This is a genomic window from Arthrobacter sp. FW306-07-I (assembly GCF_021800405.1).
Classification (GTDB): domain Bacteria; phylum Actinomycetota; class Actinomycetes; order Actinomycetales; family Micrococcaceae; genus Arthrobacter.
In genome coordinates this window covers 1,363,431-1,386,090 of the sequence record NZ_CP084550.1, presented here as the reverse complement: position 1 = coordinate 1,386,090, position 22,660 = coordinate 1,363,431, and the positions used below count along the sequence as shown (strand labels likewise).

Genomic DNA, 22,660 nt, shown 5'->3' with positions numbered 1-22,660 from the left:
CCGCCGGGCGGATGTATCGCGTAAATCCCCGCCCGGGTTTAGAGTCGATGTATGCAGTCATCGAACCATGAATCAGGTTTTTCGGTCCGGTTGGCTGACCCGGATGCCCCCGCAGCAACGGGTGTGGAGACCGCCGGCAGGAGTTTCTTCAGGCGCCGCCGGAACCGGCACGGGCGCGGCCTTCGCGGCGAGGTGATGTTGCCCACGCATCCGGGCTACCGGACCCGCGGCGACCGCTTTGACGACATGGTGCTGGACTCCGCCCAACGGTTGCACGACATCTGGGGCAAGACCCTCGACGGCGTCAGGTTTGGCGTGGATGAAATCCCGCCGGACCTTGAACAGCTGGCCGCCAACGCGGCCCCTGCACCCATGGGCGCCTATACCCCCGGTGCGGGAGAGGAAGGACCCACGATCACGGTGTACCGGCGGGTGGTGGAGCAGGCCTGTTCCAGCGTGGAAGAGCTCCAGGACCTGGTCCACGACGTGGTGGTGGAGCACACGGCGGAGATGCTGGGTGTCGCGCCGGAGACGCTTGACCCCGTGTACCGCCGCCGCTACTGAACACCGGGCCTAGTAGCCCAAGGTGACCGGGACTGTTTCCCGGCCGGCCGCAGCAGCGAGGAACGCCAGGGACGAGACGTCGTTGCGTCCGTCCTGCCCCACCAGAACCGCCCCGTAGGCGGCGTCGCCGGATGCGGAGACCACATAGCCCACGACGTCGGCCCCCTCGGCCTGGTCCGGGACGGTGATGGTCGCGGTGGTGCCACCAGCGATGTCGGCGGTGGCGGCTGCCCGCACCTTTCCATCGGCAGTGATGGGTGCATACGTGATGGTGGCCCTGGTGTCCAACGCCCCGAACACCAGCTGGCGGAGGCCGCCCTTGGGGATGGGAACCACGTGCTGGCTGCCAAGCCGCACGGCCGAAGGAGCCCAGGCCAGATCGGATGGCTGCCCTGCCCGGAGCCCGCGGCCCATGCGCGCCGCGGCGACAAAGGAGACGTCGGATGAGGCCGCTACGGTGTATTGGCCGGCGGGTACACCGGCCAGGGAGATCTCGGTGGTGGATCCGGCCTTCGCGGTGATGACGCCGCCGGACGGAAGGGCGCGCTGGCCGTCCCGTCCATACAGCTTGACTTCCACCACGGCATCGGAGGCGCCGGGAACCGTGAGCTCGAGGGCCGGGCCGGCATCCTTATAAGCGGCCTGGGCCGTCAGGGCAGCAATGCCTGCGGGGTCCTGGATGTCCACGCCCGTCATGATCTGGCGGACAGCAGGGGCAGTCCCGGGGCTAATGAAATCCACGCCGCCCGGAGTGAGGCCACGCAGCACGCTCTGCTGGATGGATGCGGCCACCGGGCCGCCGGCGCTGCGAACGTGCACGCTGAGGCTCGGCTCGTTGGGCGCAAGGCCGGCCAGGACCACGCTGCGGGTGGTGCCCGGGGCAACCAGCAGGCCGCGACTGCCCGGCGCCTGCACCTGCCCGCCCGAACCAAAGAGTTCAAGGCTCACCGTGGCGGGGGTGCTGGAGGCATTGGTAAGTGCCAGTACGGAGGTGCGGCCGACCGTGGTGCTGGCACCCGCCAGCCATTGGTCGTTCGAGGGTTTCCCGCACGTGGCAGCAGCACTTCCCTGCAGGTCACCGTCACTGGCCGTGTATTTCATGGCGGCGGCGGCCGACGCATTCTGGTTGGCCACGGCCTTGGCGCGCAGGACACTTACCTGGTCCATGGACCGGTCGGCTGCAACTCCCGCCAGGAGCTGTTGGGGGCCTGCGGCCGTCGGTGCCGGACCAGGATCCTTGGAGATCTCGACGGCGGCTGTTCCGTCCAGGTGCGCGAGCCGGCTGCCGGGGAGCACACCTCCGGCGCTCAGCACGGCGGCACTGACCCTGGTCGCCGCAGTAGCGGACTCGGGCCGGAACTGGGCGTCGGTACCGGTGCCGGTTCCCTCCAGCAGCCGGGCGGGGCCGGGGCAGACGCCAAGGCTGGCTCCCGCGGGGACGGCTGCTTCCGCGGGCGGCACGGTCCGGCTGGACGCGGGCGCGGCCGTCAGCGACCCTCCGGCCACCAGGGCCCCTCCGCTGGCAAGGATGAGGACGCCCGCCGCAATTCCGGCCACGGACGCTGCCCGCCCCTTGCCGCCTGCCACACGGGTAGCGCCGCGGCTGGATGGTTTGCTGTCTTCGCCGCCCGTTGGGGCCGTTTCCCCGGCCTGGGGCTGCTTCCCCGCCTCGGCGGAAGGAATGCCGGCGGGTGGGGTCTGCTCATGCATGTTGGTGTTCCTTACGCAGGGAGCCCTCGTCGCGCGAGAAACCGGTCCGCGGGCGCCGGGCCGGCATGGGGATTGCCAGGATGACAGTCAGTCCGATCACCGTGATCTGGGCAACGGCAGCCCAGAACGACCACGGGTTCTCGTAGCGGACGGTGAGCTGGCCGGCCGCCGCCGGAAGCGTAAAGGCCTGGGACCAGCCGTCGGTGGTGGAGGTCAGCTTCCGGCCATCGAGCCAGGCACTCCACCCCGGGTCGGCCCGCTCTGCCAGTACCACCAACCGGCCTTCCGGCCCCGCAGGGACGGCCGTGTTGACGTCATCGGTTCCGGAGGCGACCAAAGCGGTGGCCGCGCCACGCGGATCCACGATGCGGACGCGATGGGCCACTTCAGCAGCCTGGAGGACCGGCTGGTTCAGTGGGCTGATGCGCCAGAGCCAGCCAACGTCGGTCTGTCCTACGGCCACAAGGCCGGGAACGGCGTCCATGCGGCTGGCGGTGAGCTGGGCTGCCGTGTCCGCTGCCCGGAGCACCACGAATCCAACCCCGAGCTGTTCCAGGTCGGGCCGCGGATCCACGCCCTGCCCCGCAACTAGGGTGGCCACCACGCGGCGGACAGCCGCGGTGACGTCGTCGTCGCCACGGACCTCTTCGGCACCCGGAGCGCCGATGATGTTCCGTGCAGAGGCGATGGCGGAGAGACTGTCCAGGGTGGTGCCTGCCCCACGCATCAGCGACGCACTGAAGGTTCCGTCTTCTCCGGTGCTGAGCAGCAGTGTCCGTGTTTGTTCCGGCCCGGTCCCCCGGTCGACGGCGGTGGCGGGCAGGGAGCGCCCCGTGGAGGCTTCCACCAGGCGCGGCGTGCCCAGCTCTCCCCCGGTTCCGGAACCCGCTGCAGCGGCGGCAGGAGTGCTCCCCAGGGATGTAGTGGCGTGGGTGGCGGCAGTCCCCGCCGGACGCAAAATGTTCTGCGCTGACCAGGCAGCCATCCCGGCCAGCGGTCCGGCCAGCACCACCACAAGGCCCAGCGCCAGCCCTGCGCGCGCTGCCCTTCCAGTCCTCGTCCCGGTGCCCGACGCCCGGTCCGCCGTGGACAGGAGTTGCTCGGATCCGAGGATTGCCGCCGCAAGGAGGGCAAAGGACACGGCAGACACCACCGGTCCGGTGAACGGCGTTACCAGCACGCCGGCGTTGAAGCCGGTGGCGACGTGGCTGGCGAACCAGCCGGCGGCCAGGGCAATAACAGCCACGATCCAGAAGCACCTGGCAATCCGGGCCCGACGCCGTGCACTGAAGAGTCCCACGATGGCAAGGACCAGCACCGGCCCCGCGATGAGCAATGCGAGCAGGAGCGCCCAAGGCACGCCACCGCCGGCAAAGGCAGCCAGTCCCTGAAGCCCGGCCGCGGGGTCGAATGACAGGGGCTGGCCCAGGACCTGCTGCCACAGAGGGGCAGCGTCGAATCCCAGCGGCAATCCTGGATCCGCCAGGATGGCACGCGGCCGGTCGAGTGTGGACAGGGCAAAAGGGGTAAACAAGGCGGCAGCCGGCAACAGAGCCCACCACACGGTGCGCCCGCGCCGCCCCAATAGCAGGCCGCAGAGCACGATGACCACCGTGGCCGGGATCAGCAGCGAGGGGGCGGCCGCGGTCGTGACAGCCAGGGCCAGGCCCGCAGCTGCCGCGGCGGACCACGAGGGAAGGCCGTTGATCCCCGCCTTGGCCGGGGGCTGTTCGGTGGAGTTGCGTTCAGTTGATGCGCCGGCGTTGAACCGGCCGTGGCCCACCGCGGAGCCCGTAGCCCGCAGCAGGCCCAGGACCACCAGCGGAAGCATGATGTGCGCGATCAGGGCGCCTGCCCGCCCCTGGTTGAGTGCGGCCTGGAGTGCGGGAGCGGCTGCCCAATAGAGCGCAGCCACGAGGCGGAGCCGGCGGCGTACAGTCAGCCCGCCGGCCGCGAACCAGGCGGTGAGGCCGGACAACGGGGCACCGAGCAGGAGCAGCCAGGCCATGGCCGGATTCGCGTCCCCTCCGCCCAGGACTCCGATGATCCACAGCACGTAGTCAAAGGGGTCGCCGCGGCCGGGAAGGCCCGCGCCCAAACTGATCCACCAACTGGAGGCGTTATGCCAGATGTCCCCCAAGCTCGCGGAGACAGGAAGCAGGGCGCCTCCGGTTACCGCTCCGGCCCGGAACAAACCTGTGAGCGCCAATAGGGAGGCCACGGATGCGATGATGACGGCGGCTAAGGCGCCGTTACCCACCCAACCGCGTTTGGTGGTGGCCAGGGCTGCGAAGTCGTCCGCGGCGTCACCGGTGGGCTGGTTCGCCAGCGGATCCTGCACGAGGTGGTCAGCGCCGGACCCGTCGGATCCCAGCGCCTCCATCAGCGACCGGCGGTGGCTCCACACCTCCCGCCGGGGGGTCTGGAGTTTGCGGATGACGGACCGGCGGATGCGCCGTGACCGCTTGGCTGTCCGGCGTGCCTTGGCCACGGCGCCCGGCCTGCCCAACGCGGCGCACGTGGCGAGAAGCTGGGAAATGCCGTGGCCAGGGTCCTTGACGACGATGCTCAGGACCAGCTTGAAGAGGCTGCCAAGCATTGCACCGATGCCGTGGACCGGCACCATCCAGAGCGGGCTGTGCTTCAGGCGCAAGTGGACCTGGGCCTTGCGCGCCGCCGAGGGGTTTCCAAGGGCATGCGGACGGTGCGCCACATGGAACATCCGGGCTGCGGGAACCACCACCACGCGGTGGCCTGCAAGGCGGTTCCGCCAGCAGAAGTCGACGTCGTCTCCGCTGCCGGGCAGGGCGGGATCGAAGCCGCCCAGCTGGTCCCAGACATCCCGGCGCACCAGCATGCCGGCGGAATTGACGGCAAAGGTATCGGTACGGCCGTCGTACTGGCCCTGGTCCATTTCATCGGCATCGATCAGGGTCAGACGCTCGGCCCACCGGCTGGTGGAAAGACCTACATCGATAAGTCTTCGCGGCGAATGCCAGTCCAGCTGCTTGCAGCCGGCAACGGTGACCGAGGGCGCACGCTCCACGGCGCCCAGGAGTTCGGCAAGGGCTTCGGGCGCGGGCGCGGCATCATCGTGCAGCAGCCAGATCCACTCGGTCCTGCCACCGTCGCCGTCCCCGTGGACGGGGACCAGCTCCGCGAGCGCAGCGGAGACGGCGGCGCCCATGCCGCCTTTGCTCCGCGGGTAGCTGAGAACCTCGGTTTCCCCCAAAGCCTCCCGCAGGAGGCGGTAGGAGTCGTCGCCGGACCCCGTGTCCACACCCACGGCACGGTCAACGGGCCGGGTTTGGGACGCCAAAGCTGCAAGGGTTCTGGGCAGATAGGCACTGCCGTTGTGGGCAACCACAACGGCAGTGACGTGCACATCCTGAAGAATTAGATTGCTCGCTTCCTAAGCCGCCGGCGCTCACGCTCGGAAAGGCCTCCCCAGATGCCGAACCGTTCGTCATTGGCCAGCGCGTACTCCAGGCACTGCGACCGTACGTTGCAGGCACCGCAGACCTTCTTGGCATCGCGGGTGGAGCCGCCCTTCTCAGGGAAAAAGGCTTCCGGATCCGTCTGCGCGCACAAAGCATCCGTCTGCCAGCCCAGCTCGCCCTCGTCGTCGAACTCCTGCTGCAGCGGCAGCCCGATCCACACCGGCTGGGTGGTACCGGCCGCAGCCAGCTCCATAGGCGGATCCAGGTCATCTTCCGGCTCAGCACCGCCGTCGAGGAGGGCTTCGTGTGCCGCGAGGAACGCGGTTGCCTGGTCCTCAAGAACAGTGGTGGAGTTCCTGTTGTACCGCTCCGCAGCATCAGGATCAGCGGGGTCCACGTACCAATCGCTCGGCACCCCCCGCGCACGGTACTTTGCCGTTGCCTGACCGGCCACGACGGCATCTTCCTGGATACGCTCTGCTTGCCCCACGGCGACCCTCCTGATGGTTCAGCGACTGCCTGGATACGTGGACACTCGGTTGTGTGCCGGTATTTACGCAATTGCTTTAGTTACCTAATTACACGTGTGTAACTAGGGCGAGTCAAGCCGTTGCCGGGATAATAGACAGTCGAAGCCGGGAAATTTGCGCACGCCACGCCCGGGTTTTCCTTCCGCCCCGGCGTGGCGGAAGGGTCTGGCCCGTAATTCCCGGCAGGAAAGCCGCCAATCCCCCGTGTTAGCGGGGAAAATACCTGCTCTTCGCAGAAATAGCAAGCACACTTAGCAATGCGGGTGATTAACATCACGATCAGTTCCCCTGGCTTGGCCGCCGCGGCTGGCGCGGGCATCCAGGTAAGCCGGGCATCCAGGTAATTCGGACAGTGGCAGGATGAACGCATGACATCAATTCCCGCGCTCGAACTCACGGCCGCCCTCCGCTCCGGAAACTCCACGGCACCACGCCTGACCTGGTACGGGCCCGACTCGGAGCGGGTGGAACTGTCGGGCCGGGTCCTGGACAACTGGGTGGCCAAGACGAGCAACCTGCTGCAGGACGAACTGGATGCAGAACCGGGCATGCGGCTCCGGCTCGCACTTCCGGCCCACTGGAAAGCGCTGGTATGGGCACTGGCCGGCTGGCAGCTGGGACTGGAAACAATGCTCGACGGCGGCCAGGCGGACTTCCTTGCCACCGACAATCCCGCCGGTTCTGACGGACAGTACGACGCCGGCGTTGCCGTTGCCCTGCCGGCCCTCGCCATGCGCTGGGGCGGCGACCTTCCTGCCGGTTGGCTGGATTATGCCGCTGAGGTGCGGTCACACGGGGACGTGTTCATGCCCCACGCCGATCCTGACCCGTCGGCCCGCGCCGTGCTGACCAGCCAGGGGCGAAGTGTCCTGCATCAGGACCTGATCACCGGTTTTGCCGTGCCGCATACAGAAGGCGCCAGGCTGCATGTTCCTGCCGATGCCGGACTTGAAGCTGTACTCGCGAATGCGCTGGGAGCATGGCAGCAGGGCGGCTCCATAGTGCTGACCCATCCCGATGTGGCGATCACCGACAAACTGATGGCCGACGAACGCATCCACGGAAGCTAGCGGCCGCTGGCTAGGCCTGGGGGCCGCCGTCGGCGGGAGTCGGTGCCGGGCGTTCCGCGGCACCCGCACGCTCCTTGTGGGGGTGGGCTTCGATGATCTCGTGGTCGTGGGAGAACTCCGGTTCCTGGTCCAGTTCCTGGTTGAACACCAGGAACCGGTAGGCGAAGAAGCGCATAACCGTGGCGACCAGGATGCCAACCACGCCGGCGAGGAACAACAGGTTCTTGTTGTCGATGCCCATGCCGTACTTGGCCAGGGCCGTGAAGCCTGTAGAGATGCCAATGCCGATTCCGTTGATGATCACGAACATGATGAACTCACGGAGTACGTTGGCCTGGCGGCGGTGGCGGAAGGTCCAGAACCGGTTCGCCACCCACGAAAAGACTGTGGCCACGGTGGCTCCCACAAAGCGGGCCTTCGCCTCGCTGTCGGACATGGGGCCGTGCATCAGGTAATAGGTCAGCCCGTTATCGATGACGAACGCGACACCGCCGACCGCACCAAACTTGGCCACCTCGCGCCAGAAGAGTGAGGCGAGCCCCCGGATACGATCTGCAAGTGTGCTAAACATGACCCTCCATGGCCGTGACGAACTGTGGGCCACTCGGCCAAAGGTCCATTTTAGCCCCAAAGCCTTACAGCGCCCCCCGGATGCAGGAGCCGGGTACCCCTCCCCGCGAAAATGTCCGTCCCCCACCGGGCCGCAAAAGCGTCGATCCGGCGCGTCTTCGGTAGGCTGGCACATGTGACTTTTCCAGTGATAGGCGTGGTTGGCGGCGGCCAGCTCGCGCGAATGATGGCCCCTGCCGCTACAGCACTCGGCTTTGAACTCCGCGTCCTCGCCGAAGGTGACGACGTGTCGGCGGTATCGGCAGTACCCACTACTCCAGTGGGCGACTACAAGGATCTGCAGACGCTCCTGGACTTTGCCAAGGGCCTGGACGTGATGACGTTCGACCACGAGCACGTGCCCACGGACCACCTCCGCGCCCTGCAGGAGGCCGGAGTCAACGTCCAGCCCGGACCGGACGCCCTGGTCCACGCCCAGGACAAACTGGTCATGCGTGCGGCCATCGACCGGCTGGAACTGCCGAACCCCACCTGGGCATCCGTGGCCGACGTTGACGCGCTGGTGCGCTTCGGCGATGAAACCGGTTGGCCCGTTGTCCTGAAAACCCCGCGCGGTGGATATGACGGCAAGGGCGTCAGGATCGTCGGCTCGCCGGAGGAGGCCGCCGAGGCGGCTGACTGGTTTGCCGCCATGAGTCCCCTGCTGGCCGAGGCCAAAGTGGAATTCACCCGCGAACTCTCCGCCCTCGTGGCGCGCAGCCCCGATGGCGAAGCCCGGGCCTGGCCCGTGGTCCACACCATCCAGGTGGACGGTGTTTGCGACGAGGTGATTGCTCCGGCGCTGGACATCCCGCTGGAGGTGGCGGCAGCCGCTGAGGACGCCGCACTGCGCATCGCCGCCGAACTGGACGTGACCGGCGTCCTTGCCGTGGAACTCTTCGAAACGCCGGGCACCGGAGCCGGATTCCTGATCAACGAATTGGCCATGCGGCCGCACAACACCGGCCACTGGACCCAGGACGGCTCCATCACCAGCCAGTTTGAACAGCACCTCCGGGCCGTCCTGAACCTGCCCCTGGGCGCCACCGATGCGCTGGCGCCGGTGACGGTGATGAAGAACTTCCTGGGCGGGGAAAACCAGGACCTGTACTCCGCCTACCCCATGGCACTCGCCGCCGAACCCGCCGCGAAAGTCCACTGCTACGGCAAATCTGTACGGCCGGGACGTAAGATCGGCCACGTCAACCTGGTGGGAAGTTCCACCGCGGAGGTGGACTCGGTCCGCCGACGGGCCACGGCCGTGGCCGGCATCATCCGTGACGGGCGGGTATCCGCCGAAGAACCTGCAGCGATTTTCGAGGAGAAGGCATGAGCGCCGACAGCACCCCCGCCGCATCCGGCACCCGCCCGCTGGTGGGCCTGGTCATGGGCTCCGACTCGGACTGGCCAGTCATGGAGGCCGCTGCCGACGCCCTGGCCGAGTTCGGCATCCCGTTCGAAGCGGACGTGGTCTCAGCCCACCGGATGCCCACGGAAATGATCCGGTACGGCCAGACGGCGCACGAACGCGGCCTGCGGGTCATCATCGCCGGCGCCGGCGGTGCCGCCCACCTGCCCGGCATGCTCGCCAGCGTCACGCCGCTTCCCGTCATCGGCGTGCCGGTCCCCCTTAAGACCCTGGACGGGATGGACTCCCTCTTGTCCATCGTCCAGATGCCCGCCGGGGTGCCGGTGGCGACGGTCTCCATCGCCGGCGCGCGGAACGCCGGGCTCCTGGCCGTTCGGATGCTCGCGTCGGGTACCGACGAGCTCGCTGCCTCCCTCCGCGCTGACCTCCTCGACTTCGCCGCGGACCTCAACGCCGTTGCCGCCCGCAAGGGCGCAAACCTGCGACAGAAAGTAAGCGAAGTCTTCCCGGACGGCTCCGGCGCCCTTCGGGGCAGCCGTTAGGGCGGCGGGCATGGCCAGCAGCAGCAGCGTGCTCAACACCGGGCCCGGGGCGTCCCTGACAGACCCCGTCCGCTACCCGGTCAGCGCTTCCTCTCCGGTCCGTACCAAGCGCGCCTTCGTGCTGGTCCTGTTGACGCTCCTGGTACCGGGCAGCGCGCAGCTAGTTGCGGGCGACCGGAAGCTGGGGCGGACGGCGCTGCGCATCACGCTCTGTGTGTGGGCCATCCTGCTGCTGGCGGCAGTCCTGCTGTTACTGGACCGGAGCATGGTCATCAGCATTGTCACAAATCCGGTCACGTCGCTGGTGCTGGTGGTCCTGTTGGCCGCGCTGGCCCTCGGCTGGGCATTGCTGTTCCTCAACACCCTGAGGCTGATCCGCCCCGTCCTGCTGGCACCGAAAGCGCGCCCCGCCGTCGGCATCGCCCTGGTGGTTGCCCTGGTCCTGGGCAGCGGCTCCATGGGTTACGCCGCCTACCTGCTGAACGTGGGACGCAACGCCATCGGCAATATCTTCTCGTCCGGCCCGGCCATCAAGCCGGTGGACGGCCGCTACAACTTCCTTATGATGGGTGGCGACGCAGGTGATGACCGCACCGGCCGCCGGCCGGACAGCCTCTCGGTGCTGAGCGTGGATGCTGAGACCGGCCAGACCGCCATCATTTCCGTCCCCAGGAACTTCCAGAACGCGCAGTTCAGCGAGGGCTCCCCCATGCGCGCCCTCTACCCCGACGGCTACAACTGCGGCGACGAATGCCTCATCAACGCCATCAACACAGAGGTCACCAACGAGCACGCCAACCTTTACCCCGGCGTGGCGGACCCAGGCGCACAAGCAACCATGGAGGCCGTCTCCGGCACGCTCGGCATGCAAATCCAGTCGTACGTCCTGGTTGACATGCAGGGCTTCTCCACGCTGATCAATGCCATGGGCGGCATCCGGATCAAGGCGGGCGGGTGGGTTCCCATGAGCGGGTACTTCGACGAAACCACCAAGACCCACGGGATGCCCCTCGGCTGGATCCCGGCCGGCGACCAGACCCTCAACGGGGACCAGGCGCTCTGGTACGGACGCTCGCGCGAATACGTTGATGACTACTCCCGCATCCAGCGCCAGCAGTGCGTGCAGCAGGCCATGCTGAAGCAACTCGATCCCACTACCCTGCTGTCCAAGTTCGAGGACATTGCCAGCGCGGGAACCAAGGTGGTGGAATCCAACGTCTCCTCCGCCCAGCTGGGCAGCTTCCTGGACCTCGCCATCAAGGCACGGGGCAAGGACGTCAAACGGCTCACCATCGGGCCGCCGGACTTTGACCCGTCCTTTTCCACCAACCCGGACTTCGACCAGATCCACGAGCGGGTGGACCAATTGCTGGCGCAGGCATCCGCCAAGGGCGCACAGTCGGCAGGAATTCCCGACGACGGTACGGCAGTTCCAGGGGCAGGCGACGGACATGTCCAGGCGGCCGGGCCCCTGCCTGCCACCCTGCCCACGGGCGGCAACGCCGTGCAGCAGCCCTCGCCGTCGGACTTCACCCCGGTGACCACCACGCCCGACGGCGAGCCGATCACCGAAGAGATGCTCACCCAGCTCAAGCTCGAAGGAAACGAAGAGGCCATCCGCCAGCTCGTGGCCACCAACGGACAGTGCCGCCCGCTTTAGCGGCAATGGCGGCCGGCCAATCATCAATGCCCATCCACCAAGGAACGGAACGGTTTTGTACGAGATTGAGAACGTCCTCCGGGACTACGCCTGGGGTTCGACGACGGCCATCGCCTCGCTGCTGGGCCGTCCCGAGTCGGGTGGCCCGGAGGCCGAACTGTGGATCGGTGCGCACCCTGACTCGCCGTCGGTGGCCCACGTGCCGGAAGACGGCACCCGGAGCCCCCTCGATGCCCTGATCTCATCGGACCCGGAACACTTCCTGGGCGCGGAATCCGTCAACGCCTTCGGCCCCCGGCTGCCGTTCCTGGCGAAAATCCTTGCCGCCGCGCAGCCCCTCTCCCTCCAGGTCCACCCGAGCCTGGACCAGGCGCGGGCAGGGTTCGCGCGGGAGAACGCCGCCGGGCTGGATGCCCATGCCGCGAACCGTAACTACAAGGATGACAACCACAAGCCGGAGATGATTCTCGCACTTACGCCGTTCGAGGCGCTGTGCGGGTTCCGGCCCGCCGCCGAAACCCGGGAGATCTTCGAGTACATCACCCACGCCTTCCCCGAGGAAACCTCCTCCCCCGCGCTGGTCCAGGCCCTGATTGACGATCTCGCCGCCGCGGACGAAGGCGCAGGACTGCGCCGGGCCTTCGAGCGGTTGATCACTGGCGGCCAGGGCGTGGCTGAAGATACTGCCCTGGTGGTCGAAGCCCTGCTGTCGCGCGCTTCCCTGGAGCCGTACCAGGCCGAGCTGGGCACGGTCATCAGCCTTAACGAAAAGTACCCGGGCGACCCCGGCGTGCTGATCTCGCTGCTGTTGAACCGGATCTCGCTGACGCCCGGGGAGGCTGTCTACCTCCCCGCCGGGAACGTGCACGCATACCTGCACGGGCTGGGTGTGGAGGTCATGGCCTCCTCGGACAATGTCCTGCGCGGGGGCCTGACGCCCAAGTACGTGGACGTCCCGGAACTCCTGAACACCATCGATTTCCACCCAGTGGCAGTGCCCATGCTGGACGCCGAGAAGACGGTGATGGACCAGGAACTGTTCCGCCCCCCGTTCAAGGAGTTCCAGCTGCAGCGCATCGAGCTGGGGCCGGATTCGGGACCTGTACCCCTGGCGCAGTCCGGCGCCGCGGTGGTCATTGTGGTGGCCGGCGAGGTTTACCTTGACTCACCCAGGGGCGACCTGCAGCTGTCCAGGGGCCGGAGCGCGTTCATCGCGGCCGCGGAAGCCCCCGTCAACGTCCACTGGGTGGCCGGAAAAGCCGAGCCGGCGCTGGCCTTCGCGGTGACCACCGGACTCTAGCCCCAGGAAAGAAGGGCGACGACGGCACCCAAGCGGCGGTTTCTAGGGGTCGTTGCAACACTGCTGGTGTTATGTGGTCATTAGTAGATCACGCAGACGCTCGGCTGGGGTGTCCCAGCCGAGCGTTTTGCGTGGTCGGCTGTTGAGTTCTTGGGCGACGTGTTCGAGGTCTTCGGGGCCATAGATGGATAGGTCCGTGCCTTTTTCGAAGTATTGGCGCAGCAAGCCATTGGTGTTTTCGTTGGAGCCGCGTTGCCAGGGGCTGGCGGGGTCGCAGAAGTAGACCTGCATGTCCGTGGCCATGGTGAAGGATTTGTGGGCTGCCATTTCCGCGCCCTGGTCCCAGGTCAGGGAGCCTCGGAGGTGTTCGGGGAGTGTCTTCATCGTGGCGATGAGGCCATCACGGACGGTTTCGGCGGTGTGGTCTCCGGGCAGATGGACGAGCATGACGTATCTGGTGGTGCGTTCAACGAGGGTGGCGATGGCGGACTGGTTGCTTGCCCCGGTGATCAGGTCTCCTTCCCAGTGTCCTGGAACGGCGCGGTCTTCAACTTCGGGTGGGCGTTCGGAGATCATCACCATAGGGTCAGCGAAGCGGGGCTGCCGCTGCTGGGGGTCCTTGTGAGGCTTACGGCGCGTCCGGCCGGTGCGCAGAGCTGCCTGGACTTCACGTTTGAGTCCTCCGCGGGCCTGGAAGTAGAGGGCCTGATAGATCGTTTCTGGGCTCACGCGCATCTCCGGGTCGTTGGGAAACTTCCTGATCAGCTTGTTGCTGATCTGTTCCGGTGACCAGCGCCGAAGCAGCTTCTTCTTCACATACTTTCGTAACCGGTGGTGAGTGACCAGCTTGCTGTCCTTGGGCCGGGGCCGCCGGGCGGTCGCGGCACGTTGGGCTGCATAGGCGTAATACTTCCCATCGTTGACACTGTTCCTGGCCAGTTCCCGGCTGATGGTCGAGGCGGACCGGCCCAGCTCCCTGGCGATCTTCCGGACCGGTGTGCCGGCAGCGCGGAGGTCAGCAATCCGTTCCCGGTCCTGCAAAGTCAGGAATCTGGCATCCAGTGGTTTCTCCAAGGCCGCAAGTGCGGGAAACGCGCCAGAATCGGTGATCGCTTCGTCGGTGGTCAGTGTCATCACACCACTGGTGTAATCGACCCGGCGGCCATCACGGTAGATTCGCCCGTTCCGTGTCCTTCTGACCCCGTTGTCCCATTCCTGGGCCGTGCACCGGTTAATGCCCAGTTCTTTGGCAGCCTCCCGGCGTGTCATTCCAGCTTCGCGGAGCTTGCGGAAATCCTCACGGCTGGGGCCTTCCGTGCGTTTCCGCGCAAGCCCGGCCTTCTGGGTCCACTTGTAACAAGTTTGACGGCTCAACCCCAGTTCGGCAGCGGCAACCGTAGTGCTACCGGTACGCGCCAAAGCCTTGAAGAACGCTGCCTTCACCTCCGGGGTTACTCTCGCCCCACGGACATTCCCGCCATTTATGGTGCCGGCAGATATTCCCGCCTCACGCAGCCACCGGTAGCACGCCGACGGTTTAAGCCCGAGCTCAGCCGCGGCAAGAGCAACACTCCCCGCGCTTGCCAGTGCCCGGAAGAACCCTTCCCTTTCCCCGGAGGTATAGCTCCGTCGAGGGGTCCTGCCCTCGCTTAAAGACGACATGGTCGTTGCAACTCCCAAAACTAAGGGGTGTTGCAACGACCACTAGAACCCAAGAGCGGGTGCCGGCGTCGCCCTTCTTTCCTGGCTCAGTCAGTTGCCCGGGCGCAATTTCCGGACCAGCGGGCCGACCCGTCCGGCCGCGCCTTTCAGTAGTTGGCGACCCTTCTGGAGGCCCTTGCGCGCCAGCGGCATGGCCTTGGCGTATGCGGGGTAGAAGGGCGAGAGCGGCTTTTCCCAGGTCCCCAGCAGCATGTTTTCGTGCCTGGCGAACTGCTTCTTGAAGTCGGAGATGCCGTCGTTGAGCAGGCCGTTGAAGTCGTACCGGCTGCAGCCGTCCTCGCGCATGGACTGCAGGGCAGCCCACTTTACGCCGTAATTCACGCGCTGCTTCTGCCCCTCGGCGGAGACGCCGCCGTAAAGTTCGAAGGCGGTGGTGCCGCTGCGCGACAGCCACGTGAACGCCAGCAGCTGTTCGCCGTCGAACGCTCCGATGATGGGCGAGGCGTCACCGAGGTTGTGGAAGATGTCGCGGTAGTACTGGTCCTCATGGATGCCGAAGCCCGCCCGCTCGGCGGTCTGGTGGTAGGTGGCCAGGACCTGTTCCAGCTCGGAATCGTTCTTGACCTTGCGGAATTCCAGGTCGCTGCGCATCGCCTTGCGGATGTTGGCCCGCGTGGACTTGGACATCTCCGCCATCAGCTCGTCATCGGTCCGGGTGAGGTCCAGGATGAGCGTTCGCGGGATCAGCACCGTGTTGGTGGATTCCCGGAATCCGGCAGCGGCCACGGCGCCGGCGAAAGCGGAGTCCCGGTCCCAGTCCGGTTCGATGCTGAGGGCCACGCCCCGGTGCCGGAGGGCAGCGTGTTCGGCCAGCCGGTTGAGGACCCCCTGGGCATCTTCGACGGAGCACATGGGGCCGCGCGGAATGTAGACCAGTGCCCGGAATGGGACGGGAAGGCTGCGGACCAGCAGCTGGGCGGCACCGATGGTTTCATCCCCGGCCTTGACCAGGACCCGGTCCACGGACCAGCCGTGCGCCGCCTTGGTCTCGCCCCAGCCCCACAGCTGCTGCGGATGCCCCTGGAACCGGTCAACGTGCTCGTCCCAAAGGGCGCGGTCAGTACAGGGCACAACAGCAGGAATCATGGCTTAAACCCTATACCAAGGCATTAACGGCAAAACCCCGGATGCGCGCGCGGCGCCCCGGGGCTTTGCGAACCTGCACCGGCGGGAATCAGCTCTTGCGGGCGTAGTTCTCCCACTTGCTGGCCTGGTGCTCGCCGTCAACGAAGCGGATGGTGCCGGACTTGGAGCGCATCACGATGGACTGGGTCAGGACCTTGTCCTTGGAGTAGCGGACGCCCTTGAGCAGGTCGCCGTCGGTGATGCCGGTGGCTGCGAAGTAGCAGTTGTCGCTGGAGACGAGGTCGTTGGTGGACAGCACGCGTTCCAGGTCGTGGCCGGCGTCGATGGCCTTCTGCTTCTCTTCGTCGCTGGTGGGCCACAGGCGGCCCTGGATGACGCCGCCCAGGGACTTGATGGCGCAGGCGGCCACGATGCCCTCGGGGGTTCCGCCGATGCCCATCAGCGCGTCCACGCCGGTTCCGGAGCGGGCTGCGGCGATGGCGCCGGCAACGTCGCCGTCCATGATGAACTTGGTGCGTGCACCGGCTTCGCGGATTTCCTCCACCAGCGGGCGGTGGCGGTCGCGGTCAAGGATCATGACGTTCAGCTGGTTGACCTTGACGCCCTTGGCCTTGGCAATCAGGTGCAGGTTCTGCTTGACCGGCAGGCGCAGGTCCACCATGTCCGCGGCTTCGGGGCCGGTGACCAGCTTCTCCATGTAGAACACGGCCGAGGGATCGAACATGGAGCCGCGTTCGGCAACGGCCAGGACGGCCAGCGCGTTGTTGATGCCCAGGGCGGTCAGGCGTGTTCCGTCGATCGGGTCAACAGCCACATCCACTTCGGGGCCGGTGCCGTCGCCCACGCGCTCTCCGTTGAACAGCATGGGGGCTTCGTCCTTTTCGCCCTCGCCAATCACCACGACGCCGTTGAAGTGGACGGTTTGCAGGAAGGAACGCATGGCATCGACGGCTGCGCCGTCAGCGGTGTTTTTGTCGCCGAAGCCAACCCAGTGGCCGCCGGCGATGGCGGCCGCCTCGGTGACGCGGACGAGTTCAAGGGCAAGGTTGCGGTCCGGCTCGTCGTGGCCCACCGCAAGGGACGGTGAAATCGTGGAGTACTTCTGGGTCATGGACGCTGGTGACACGTGAACCTCTTCTTCGAGTGGCGATCATTGAACCCGTCCGCCGGTGCAGCAGAACGGTGATTCCTCTGCTATCGATCATAGTCGCGGCGCCTCGCCATGGGCGGCCCATGACGCGGTCCCGCAATGTACCCCTGGAGGTGGTGCCGGGCCGCGGCCGGGCCCGAATGGAAGTCCGGCTCAGGGATGGGCGACTATAGAGGGGTGAACGACATGCAGGAAGCCACCAGTCCCAGCTCCGGCGAGGCACAGCCCGAAGGCCGCCCCGCCGCTTCCGGCAGCAGTGCGGAAACTCCCGTCAAGCCCGTCATTCCGGCGGCGGCCGCCAAGCGGGCCAACGCCTCGGTGATCGGCATGATCATCGCCCTGGTGCTCAGCATTGCGGCGTTCCTGCCCGTGGTCCTGATGAATCCCCAGCCCAAGGGCGAGGGCTTCCGGCCGGACGTCGATGTTGCATCGGTGGCGCGGAATGCGGCAGATGTGGCTGGATTCACACCCGTTGCGCCGGACACGGGCAACGCGTTCCGTGCGAACTACGCCCGGTGGGAGGGCGGAACGGCCAGTGGCGTGCCCACGTGGGAGGTTGGCTACCTGACCCCCAAGGCATCCTTTATCGGATTGGTGCAGACCACCAAGGCCAACCCCACCTGGCTCCTACAGCAGACCAAGAATGCACCCGTCACCGGCTCGCGGAACGCCGGCGGCAAGGAGTGGGAACTGCGGGATACCGGCAAGGGCGAAAAGTCGATGATCCTGAACTACAAGGGCAGCACCGTCGTCCTCTCCGGGGCCGCCCAACTGGACGAGTTCGCAACACTGGCGGCCGCCGTCGTGACCTCCCTTGACGCCAACCCTGCCGTCACAGTTTCACCGTCCGCCACTGCCGCGCCTTAATGTAGTAAGCATGGCTACTAACCTCACCCCTGCACTGGCATGGCGCCGCCTGCGCGAAGGCAACGAACGTTTCGTAAACGGCGAGTCCTCCCATCCGAACCAGAACGCCTCACGGCGCTCCTCACTGGTGGAGACCCAGAACCCCTTCGCGGTGATCTTCGGCTGCTCCGACTCCCGCCTTGCGGCTGAAATCATTTTCGACGTCGGCTTGGGCGACGTCTTCGTGGTCCGCACGGCCGGGCAAGTAATTGACGACGCCGTCCTGGGCTCCCTGGAATACAGCGTCGCCGTGCTGGGGGTGCCGCTGATCGTGGTGCTTGGGCACGACAACTGCGGTGCCGTCACGGCCACCAAGGACGCCGTTGAGACCGGCGAGATGCCGGCGGGATTCATCCGCGACCTCGTGGAACGCATCACCCCCTCCGTCCTCACCTCCCTGCGGAACAACCAGCCCGAGGTCAACGACATGGTGGTGGAGAACGTCAAGCAGATGTCGCAGCGCCTCGCGGACAGCTCGCGTGTGATTTCCACCGCAATCGAGGAGGGCCGGACCGCAGTCATCGGTCTCTCCTACCGCCTGGCAGAGGGCCGCGCCGACCTTGTTTCCGGAATCGGCGAGCTCTAAAAGCAACTTGCCGGCGGTCCAACTGGCCGCCGGCAATGCACCCTTAACGGTTTTCGATGGGGCACCCGATCGCCATAAGCTAGCCCCATGACTTCCACTGAAGAGTTCCGCATTGAACATGACACGATGGGCGAAGTCCGCGTCCCCGTGAACGCACTGTACCGCGCGCAGACGCAGCGGGCAGTGGAGAACTTCCCTATTTCCGGCAAGACCCTGGAGCGCACCCACATCGAGGCGCTGGCCCGGGTCAAGAAGGCAGCTGCCCAGGCCAACGCAGAACTGGGCGTGCTCGACGGCGAGCTGGCCAAGGCGATTGCAGACGCTGCCGATGAGGTGGCCGCCGGCAAGTACGACGGCGACTTCCCCATCGACGTCTTCCAGACCGGCTCCGGCACCTCCTCGAACATGAACACCAACGAGGTCATCGCCGAGCTGGCCACGCGTGCACTGAAGGCGGCCGGCAGCGACAAGGTTGTCCACCCGAACGACCACGTCAACGCCTCGCAGTCCTCCAACGACGTGTTCCCCACCTCGGTCCACGTTGCGGCCACCTCCGCGCTGATCAACGACCTCATCCCCGCCCTCGGCTACCTGGCCGAGTCGCTGGAGCGCAAGGCCGCCGAGTTCAAGGACGTCGTCAAGTCCGGCCGCACCCACCTCATGGACGCCACCCCGGTGACCCTGGGCCAGGAGTTCGGCGGCTACGCGGCCCAGGTCCGATACGGCATCGAGCGCATTAACGCCTCACTCCCCCGCGTTGCCGAGGTTCCGCTGGGCGGCACCGCCGTAGGCACCGGCATCAACACCCCCGCCGACTTCCCGGAGCGCGTCATCGAACTGCTCGCTACGGACACCGGCCTGCCGCTGACCGAGGCCCGCGACCACTTCGAGGCCCAGGCCAACCGCGACGGCCTGATCGAGGCATCCAGCCAGCTGCGCAACATCGCCATCTCCTTCATGAAGATCAACAACGACCTTCGCTGGATGGGTTCGGGCCCCAACACGGGCCTTGGCGAAATCGCCCTCCCGGACCTGCAGCCCGGTTCGTCCATCATGCCCGGAAAGGTCAACCCGGTCATCTGCGAGGCCTCCATCATGGTGGCCGCCCAGGTCATCGGCAACGACACCACCATCGCCTGGTCCGGCACCAACGGCGCCTTCGAACTCAACGTCGGCATCCCGGTGATGGCCGCCAACCTGCTGGAGTCCATCCGCCTGCTGGCCAACACCAGCCGGGTCATGGCGGACAAGATGATCGATGGCATCACGGCCAACGTGGAGCGCGCCCGCTTCCTGGCCGAGGCATCGCCGTCCATCGTCACGCCGCTGAACAAGTACATCGGCTACGAGAACGCCGCCAAGATCGCCAAGACCGCCGTCAAGGAAGGCCTGACCATCCGCCAGGCCACCGAGAAGCTGGGCTTCGTCGGCGACGGCGAAGGCAAGGTCTCCGAAGCCGACCTGGACAAGGCGCTGGACGTCACCACCATGACGTCCCCGGCCCACAAGGCCTGACGTCCCCCGGCACAACCGGCTAACGCTCGACGGCGGCCGGTCACCTTCCGAACGGAAGGTGACCGGCCGCCGTCGCACTTTAACTCAGAAGCAGCAAAGTTGCACTGGCCCAGGCGTCGAGCTGGTTTCCCAGGGCCGCTGACCGCCGTCGGACACTTGTCCTGGCCGCTGCCGGGCTGGCTGCCGGCACTTGCTACTCACCGGCGGCAGCCAAGAAGACCAACAGGGTGGCCGCAATTTTTTTTGGGGGGGGTGCGGCGCCCCTGTTTCATTTGCGCCCGGGAGTCCCTACGGTTCGAAGTGGACGGCCCCGGAAGGTGCCAGGGCCTGGCGGATGCTGGTGAGGTGTCCGGGCATGAGTTCGGGAAGCTCGTCCGGGCCGAACCAGCCGACGGCCAGGGATTCGTCGTCGTTGACCCTGGCCTCGCCGGTGACGTAGCGGCACAGGAACACCACGTCCAGGAACTCGCAGACATCGCCGTTGGGATAGGTGAACGGACCCACCGCGCCGACGGACACCACGCGTTCGGCTTCGGCCACGACGGCCGTTTCCTCAAAGATCTCCCGGACCAGGCCCCGGGCAGGCTGCTCTCCCGGGTCCAGCATGCCGCTGATGAGTGCCCACTGCCGGTTGTCCGCCCGCTGGGCCAGCAGGATCCTGCCCGCATCATCCACCACTACCCCGCGGACCCCGGGAACCCAAAGGGGGTCGTTGCCGATCTTCTTGCGCAGCTTCAGGACATATTCGGGTGCAGGCATAACCACAGCCTATCCAACAGGTCCTTGCCGCATCGCAAAGCGCTCAGGCGGGCAGCAGCATGGCGGCGGCGGCCCCGGCGAGCATGAACGGGCCGAACGGGATGGCGGACTTCAGGGTTCCCCGCCGGGCCGCCAGCAGGGCCACGGACCACAGCCCGCCCAGCAGGAAAGCCAGGAAAGTTCCCGCGAACAGGTGCCCCCAGCTGAGGTAGCCAAGGTACATGCCCAGTACTCCTGCGAGCTTGACGTCGCCAAAGCCCATGCCCGGCGGATAGATAAACCGGAGCACGAAATAGAACAGCCACAGGATGCCTGCTCCGGCCACCACGCGAAGGGCGGGAGTGGCCAGGATCGCTCCTGTGTCTCCTGCGTCCGGGCTGGCCCACGCTACTGCGCCCGCCGCGAGCAGGAGCGCGCCCGCCACCGCGTAGGACGGGAAAACGATCCTGTTGGGCAGGAGGTGGTGCCGGACATCGATGATGGTAAGCCGGACGGCCATCACCGCAAAGTACAGGCAGGCCGCCAGGACCAGCCAGAAGGCCAGCGGGGTGTGCTGCCAGAGGTCGCCGAGTCGTCCGATCACTCCTCGGATGCTACTGGATGCACCCATTCCGGCCGTAGCGCCCCCGCGTAAAATGTGGATATGTCCACCTGGGACTCCCGCCGCCGCCCCGCTTCGGACCCTGCTGCGCCCGGCCCTCCTGCCGCCCCACCCGACCTGGCCGGCACGTTCCGGAACCTCTGCCGGTCATCCCCTTGGAAGTGGCAGTCGCTGAGGTTTGAGTACTGGGACCAGCCCTTTGAATCCGCCCCGGCTCCCGGCGCACCTTTTGTGCGTGCCTGGTTGCGCCGGCCCGGGGCGCTTCGGCTGGAAAGCCCGGAAGGGCTGGTTTTGCACAGCACCACGGGCATCAACGATTCCAAAGCCGACTTCTATGTGAGCGCCACCCGAAAGTCCTGGCTCCTGCCTCCCCACCTGGTCACGCCCGTGTACGACGACGGCGGGCTGGTGCGGCGCCGGCCTGAAGCGGCCTACGGCGAGCCAGGGTTCGGCAACGGCCGCTTTGCGGCTGCGCTGGACCCCGTGGAACTCGCCGGCAGCGCTCCTGTACCCATCGAGTTTCCGGGCAGCAACGCCCTGGATATCCGGGAGGTCCGGCAGGGTGACCACGAGGGCCGGCCCGTCCTTGAGGCGGTTGTGGCGCCCAGCGCCGCCTACCGGCCCGCTGATCCGGCCGCCCCGCTGTGCCTTCCGGGCACTTCCCGGCTTCGCGTGGACGCCGGCACCGGCGTGTGCGTTTCCAGCAGATCGCTGGAGGCCGGCACGGTAGGATATGGCCATTGGATCCGGATCCTTGCCGTGGATGAGTACATGCTCGACGACCTGTTCCTGGCTCAGTCCATGAACCTCACCGACGTCCGCAGGCACATCAGCTGGGACGTTCCTGCCTGACGTGACAGGTCCTTCCGGCGCGGATGGACTACGCTTCGCGAATGACGACAATGAGCTCCATCTGGCCCCTGTTCGACCTCACCCTGGCCACGCCGCGACTGGAACTCCGTCCCATCACCGACCAGGACATCCCCGCAGCCGTCGAAGCGGCCCGCAGCGGCATCCACGAGCCCGGCAGCAACCCCTTCAGCAATCCCTGGACAGAGCTGCCCGACGACGAACTCGGCCCCAACATGGCCCGCTGGTACTGGCGCTGCAGGGCCGAGTGCACGCCGGAAAACTGGACGCTGCTCCTGGGCATCTGGCACGAGGGCCAGTTCATCGGCTGCCAGGACGTCGGGGCCAAGGACTTCCCGGCCCTCAAGACAATGTCCACCGGCTCGTGGCTCAAGCAGTCCGCCCAGGGCCGGGGCCTTGGCAAAGAGATGCGCGCCGCCGTCGTCCTCTGGGCCTTCGACTGGCTCGGCGCGGAAGTCGCCGAATCTGAGGCCGCCGCCTGGAACGAAGCCTCCCTGGGCGTATCCCGCTCCCTCGGCTACGAACCCAACGGCACCACCCGCAAAGCCTGGGGGAGCCAAGTCCAAACAGTCCAACTGGTCCGGGTCACCCCGGAAACGTTCAAGCGACCCGACTGGGAGCTGCGGGTCGAGGGCCACGAAGCAGCAGCGCGGTTCCTCGGCATCGCCTAA

The 22,660-nt window shown here is 66.8% G+C and carries 20 protein-coding genes; 11 read left to right on the top strand and 9 right to left on the bottom strand.

Going from position 1 to position 22,660, the window contains the following annotated elements; all coding sequences use genetic code 11:
• Positions 1 to 51 precede the first annotated feature (51 nt).
• Positions 52 to 564, top strand: a complete 513-nt coding sequence (locus tag LFT46_RS06450; protein WP_236821618.1) for a metallopeptidase family protein — start codon at positions 52 to 54, stop codon at positions 562 to 564.
• A gap of 9 nt (positions 565 to 573) precedes the next feature.
• On the opposite strand, the gene LFT46_RS06445 is transcribed toward LFT46_RS06450, so the two are convergent.
• The 3 genes from LFT46_RS06445 to LFT46_RS06435 are packed head-to-tail and all read right to left on the bottom strand — an operon-like array spanning position 574 to position 6,204.
• Positions 574 to 2,274, bottom strand: coding sequence for a DUF5719 family protein (locus tag LFT46_RS06445; protein WP_236821617.1), 1,701 nt, complete (start codon positions 2,272 to 2,274; stop codon positions 574 to 576).
• Positions 2,267 to 5,641 (bottom strand): glycosyltransferase family 2 protein, encoded by a 3,375-nt coding sequence (locus tag LFT46_RS06440; RefSeq protein ID WP_236822000.1) that lies wholly within the window; start codon positions 5,639 to 5,641, stop codon positions 2,267 to 2,269. Before LFT46_RS06440 ends, LFT46_RS06445 begins: the two co-directional genes overlap by 8 nt.
• A gap of 29 nt (positions 5,642 to 5,670) precedes the next feature.
• Positions 5,671 to 6,204 carry a WhiB family transcriptional regulator gene (locus tag LFT46_RS06435; RefSeq protein ID WP_236821616.1) on the bottom strand — a complete coding sequence of 178 codons (534 nt, stop codon included), beginning with the start codon at positions 6,202 to 6,204 and terminating at the stop codon, positions 5,671 to 5,673.
• 408 nt (positions 6,205 to 6,612) lie between these two features.
• Here LFT46_RS06435 and LFT46_RS06430 point away from each other — a divergent pair, with 408 nt between their 5' ends.
• A complete protein-coding gene (locus tag LFT46_RS06430; protein WP_236821615.1) occupies positions 6,613 to 7,314 on the top strand; it encodes a TIGR03089 family protein in 702 nt (233 codons plus the stop codon).
• 10 nt (positions 7,315 to 7,324) lie between these two features.
• On the opposite strand, the gene LFT46_RS06425 is transcribed toward LFT46_RS06430, so the two are convergent.
• Complete coding sequence (locus LFT46_RS06425; RefSeq protein ID WP_236801628.1) at positions 7,325 to 7,885, bottom strand: GtrA family protein; 561 nt, start codon at positions 7,883 to 7,885, stop codon at positions 7,325 to 7,327.
• A 222-nt stretch (positions 7,886 to 8,107) separates the two neighbouring features.
• Here LFT46_RS06425 and LFT46_RS06420 point away from each other — a divergent pair, with 222 nt between their 5' ends.
• Genes LFT46_RS06420 through manA form a run of 4 tightly spaced genes read left to right on the top strand, consistent with a single transcriptional unit; the run spans position 8,108 to position 12,794 of the window.
• On the top strand, positions 8,108 to 9,256 hold the full coding sequence (locus tag LFT46_RS06420) for a 5-(carboxyamino)imidazole ribonucleotide synthase (RefSeq protein ID WP_236821999.1): 1,149 nt from the start codon (positions 8,108 to 8,110) through the stop codon (positions 9,254 to 9,256).
• Complete coding sequence (gene purE / locus LFT46_RS06415) at positions 9,253 to 9,834, top strand: 5-(carboxyamino)imidazole ribonucleotide mutase (RefSeq protein ID WP_236821614.1); 582 nt, start codon at positions 9,253 to 9,255, stop codon at positions 9,832 to 9,834. Before LFT46_RS06420 ends, purE begins: the two co-directional genes overlap by 4 nt.
• 10 nt (positions 9,835 to 9,844) lie before the next feature.
• Positions 9,845 to 11,494, top strand: coding sequence for an LCP family protein (locus LFT46_RS06410; protein ID WP_236801624.1), 1,650 nt, complete (start codon positions 9,845 to 9,847; stop codon positions 11,492 to 11,494).
• Between the two features lie 55 nt (positions 11,495 to 11,549).
• The gene (gene manA / locus LFT46_RS06405; protein ID WP_236821613.1) at positions 11,550 to 12,794 is read left to right on the top strand and encodes a mannose-6-phosphate isomerase, class I; all 1,245 of its coding nucleotides are present in this window, start codon (positions 11,550 to 11,552) and stop codon (positions 12,792 to 12,794) included.
• Positions 12,795 to 12,863: 69 nt separating this feature from the next.
• On the opposite strand, the gene LFT46_RS06400 is transcribed toward manA, so the two are convergent.
• The 3 genes from LFT46_RS06400 to glpX all read right to left on the bottom strand — a co-directional run bounded on the left by LFT46_RS06400 (position 12,864) and on the right by glpX (position 16,713).
• Positions 12,864 to 14,063 carry an IS30 family transposase gene (locus LFT46_RS06400; protein WP_442863690.1) on the bottom strand — a complete coding sequence of 400 codons (1,200 nt, stop codon included), beginning with the start codon at positions 14,061 to 14,063 and terminating at the stop codon, positions 12,864 to 12,866.
• Positions 14,064 to 14,546: 483 nt separating this feature from the next.
• Positions 14,547 to 15,602: a lipid II:glycine glycyltransferase FemX gene (locus LFT46_RS06395; RefSeq protein WP_236821612.1), complete on the bottom strand. Its 1,056-nt coding sequence runs from the start codon at positions 15,600 to 15,602 to the stop codon at positions 14,547 to 14,549.
• An 88-nt stretch (positions 15,603 to 15,690) separates the two neighbouring features.
• Positions 15,691 to 16,713, bottom strand: a complete 1,023-nt coding sequence (glpX, locus tag LFT46_RS06390) for a class II fructose-bisphosphatase (protein ID WP_236802806.1) — start codon at positions 16,711 to 16,713, stop codon at positions 15,691 to 15,693.
• 225 nt (positions 16,714 to 16,938) lie between these two features.
• Here glpX and LFT46_RS06385 point away from each other — a divergent pair, with 225 nt between their 5' ends.
• From LFT46_RS06385 to LFT46_RS06375, 3 genes are all read left to right on the top strand, one after another.
• Entirely contained in the window at positions 16,939 to 17,619 is a 681-nt protein-coding gene (locus LFT46_RS06385; RefSeq protein ID WP_236821998.1) for a DUF4245 domain-containing protein, read from the top strand.
• Positions 17,620 to 17,629: 10 nt separating this feature from the next.
• Complete coding sequence (locus tag LFT46_RS06380; protein ID WP_236801597.1) at positions 17,630 to 18,244, top strand: carbonic anhydrase; 615 nt, start codon at positions 17,630 to 17,632, stop codon at positions 18,242 to 18,244.
• 87 nt (positions 18,245 to 18,331) lie between these two features.
• The gene (locus LFT46_RS06375; RefSeq protein WP_236801592.1) at positions 18,332 to 19,759 is read left to right on the top strand and encodes a class II fumarate hydratase; all 1,428 of its coding nucleotides are present in this window, start codon (positions 18,332 to 18,334) and stop codon (positions 19,757 to 19,759) included.
• A 288-nt stretch (positions 19,760 to 20,047) separates the two neighbouring features.
• Here LFT46_RS06375 and LFT46_RS06370 read toward each other — a convergent pair whose 3' ends face one another.
• Together LFT46_RS06370 and LFT46_RS06365 are read right to left on the bottom strand one after the other, a co-directional pair.
• Positions 20,048 to 20,518 (bottom strand): NUDIX hydrolase, encoded by a 471-nt coding sequence (locus LFT46_RS06370; protein ID WP_236801589.1) that lies wholly within the window; start codon positions 20,516 to 20,518, stop codon positions 20,048 to 20,050.
• A 43-nt stretch (positions 20,519 to 20,561) separates the two neighbouring features.
• Positions 20,562 to 21,101: a prepilin peptidase gene (locus LFT46_RS06365; protein WP_236801587.1), complete on the bottom strand. Its 540-nt coding sequence runs from the start codon at positions 21,099 to 21,101 to the stop codon at positions 20,562 to 20,564.
• A 60-nt stretch (positions 21,102 to 21,161) separates the two neighbouring features.
• On the opposite strand from LFT46_RS06365, the gene LFT46_RS06360 reads away from it, so the two are divergent.
• Both LFT46_RS06360 and LFT46_RS06355 read left to right on the top strand, forming a co-directional pair.
• Positions 21,162 to 21,971, top strand: a complete 810-nt coding sequence (locus LFT46_RS06360) for a hypothetical protein (protein WP_236801585.1) — start codon at positions 21,162 to 21,164, stop codon at positions 21,969 to 21,971.
• Between the two features lie 41 nt (positions 21,972 to 22,012).
• The gene (locus LFT46_RS06355; protein WP_236821611.1) at positions 22,013 to 22,660 is read left to right on the top strand and encodes a GNAT family N-acetyltransferase; all 648 of its coding nucleotides are present in this window, start codon (positions 22,013 to 22,015) and stop codon (positions 22,658 to 22,660) included.

What these genes read in the sequence shown, in the direction of transcription:
- LFT46_RS06400 (WP_442863690.1), bottom strand. Translation starts at nt 14,063, where the DNA reads ATGACACGCCGGGAGGCTGCCAAAGAACTGGGCATTAACCGGTGCACG.
- LFT46_RS06380 (WP_236801597.1), top strand. Translation starts at nt 17,630, where the DNA reads ATGGCTACTAACCTCACCCCTGCACTGGCATGGCGCCGCCTGCGCGAA.
- LFT46_RS06430 (WP_236821615.1), top strand. Translation starts at nt 6,613, where the DNA reads ATGACATCAATTCCCGCGCTCGAACTCACGGCCGCCCTCCGCTCCGGA.
- LFT46_RS06385 (WP_236821998.1), top strand. Translation starts at nt 16,939, where the DNA reads ATGCAGGAAGCCACCAGTCCCAGCTCCGGCGAGGCACAGCCCGAAGGC.
- LFT46_RS06450 (WP_236821618.1), top strand. Translation starts at nt 52, where the DNA reads ATGCAGTCATCGAACCATGAATCAGGTTTTTCGGTCCGGTTGGCTGAC.
- LFT46_RS06355 (WP_236821611.1), top strand. Translation starts at nt 22,013, where the DNA reads ATGACGACAATGAGCTCCATCTGGCCCCTGTTCGACCTCACCCTGGCC.
- LFT46_RS06370 (WP_236801589.1), bottom strand. Translation starts at nt 20,518, where the DNA reads ATGCCTGCACCCGAATATGTCCTGAAGCTGCGCAAGAAGATCGGCAAC.
- LFT46_RS06425 (WP_236801628.1), bottom strand. Translation starts at nt 7,885, where the DNA reads ATGTTTAGCACACTTGCAGATCGTATCCGGGGGCTCGCCTCACTCTTC.
- LFT46_RS06375 (WP_236801592.1), top strand. Translation starts at nt 18,332, where the DNA reads ATGACTTCCACTGAAGAGTTCCGCATTGAACATGACACGATGGGCGAA.
- purE (WP_236821614.1), top strand. Translation starts at nt 9,253, where the DNA reads ATGAGCGCCGACAGCACCCCCGCCGCATCCGGCACCCGCCCGCTGGTG.
- glpX (WP_236802806.1), bottom strand. Translation starts at nt 16,713, where the DNA reads ATGACCCAGAAGTACTCCACGATTTCACCGTCCCTTGCGGTGGGCCAC.
- LFT46_RS06410 (WP_236801624.1), top strand. Translation starts at nt 9,845, where the DNA reads ATGGCCAGCAGCAGCAGCGTGCTCAACACCGGGCCCGGGGCGTCCCTG.
- LFT46_RS06445 (WP_236821617.1), bottom strand. Translation starts at nt 2,274, where the DNA reads ATGCATGAGCAGACCCCACCCGCCGGCATTCCTTCCGCCGAGGCGGGG.
- LFT46_RS06360 (WP_236801585.1), top strand. Translation starts at nt 21,162, where the DNA reads ATGTCCACCTGGGACTCCCGCCGCCGCCCCGCTTCGGACCCTGCTGCG.
- LFT46_RS06395 (WP_236821612.1), bottom strand. Translation starts at nt 15,602, where the DNA reads ATGATTCCTGCTGTTGTGCCCTGTACTGACCGCGCCCTTTGGGACGAG.
- LFT46_RS06420 (WP_236821999.1), top strand. Translation starts at nt 8,108, where the DNA reads ATGATGGCCCCTGCCGCTACAGCACTCGGCTTTGAACTCCGCGTCCTC.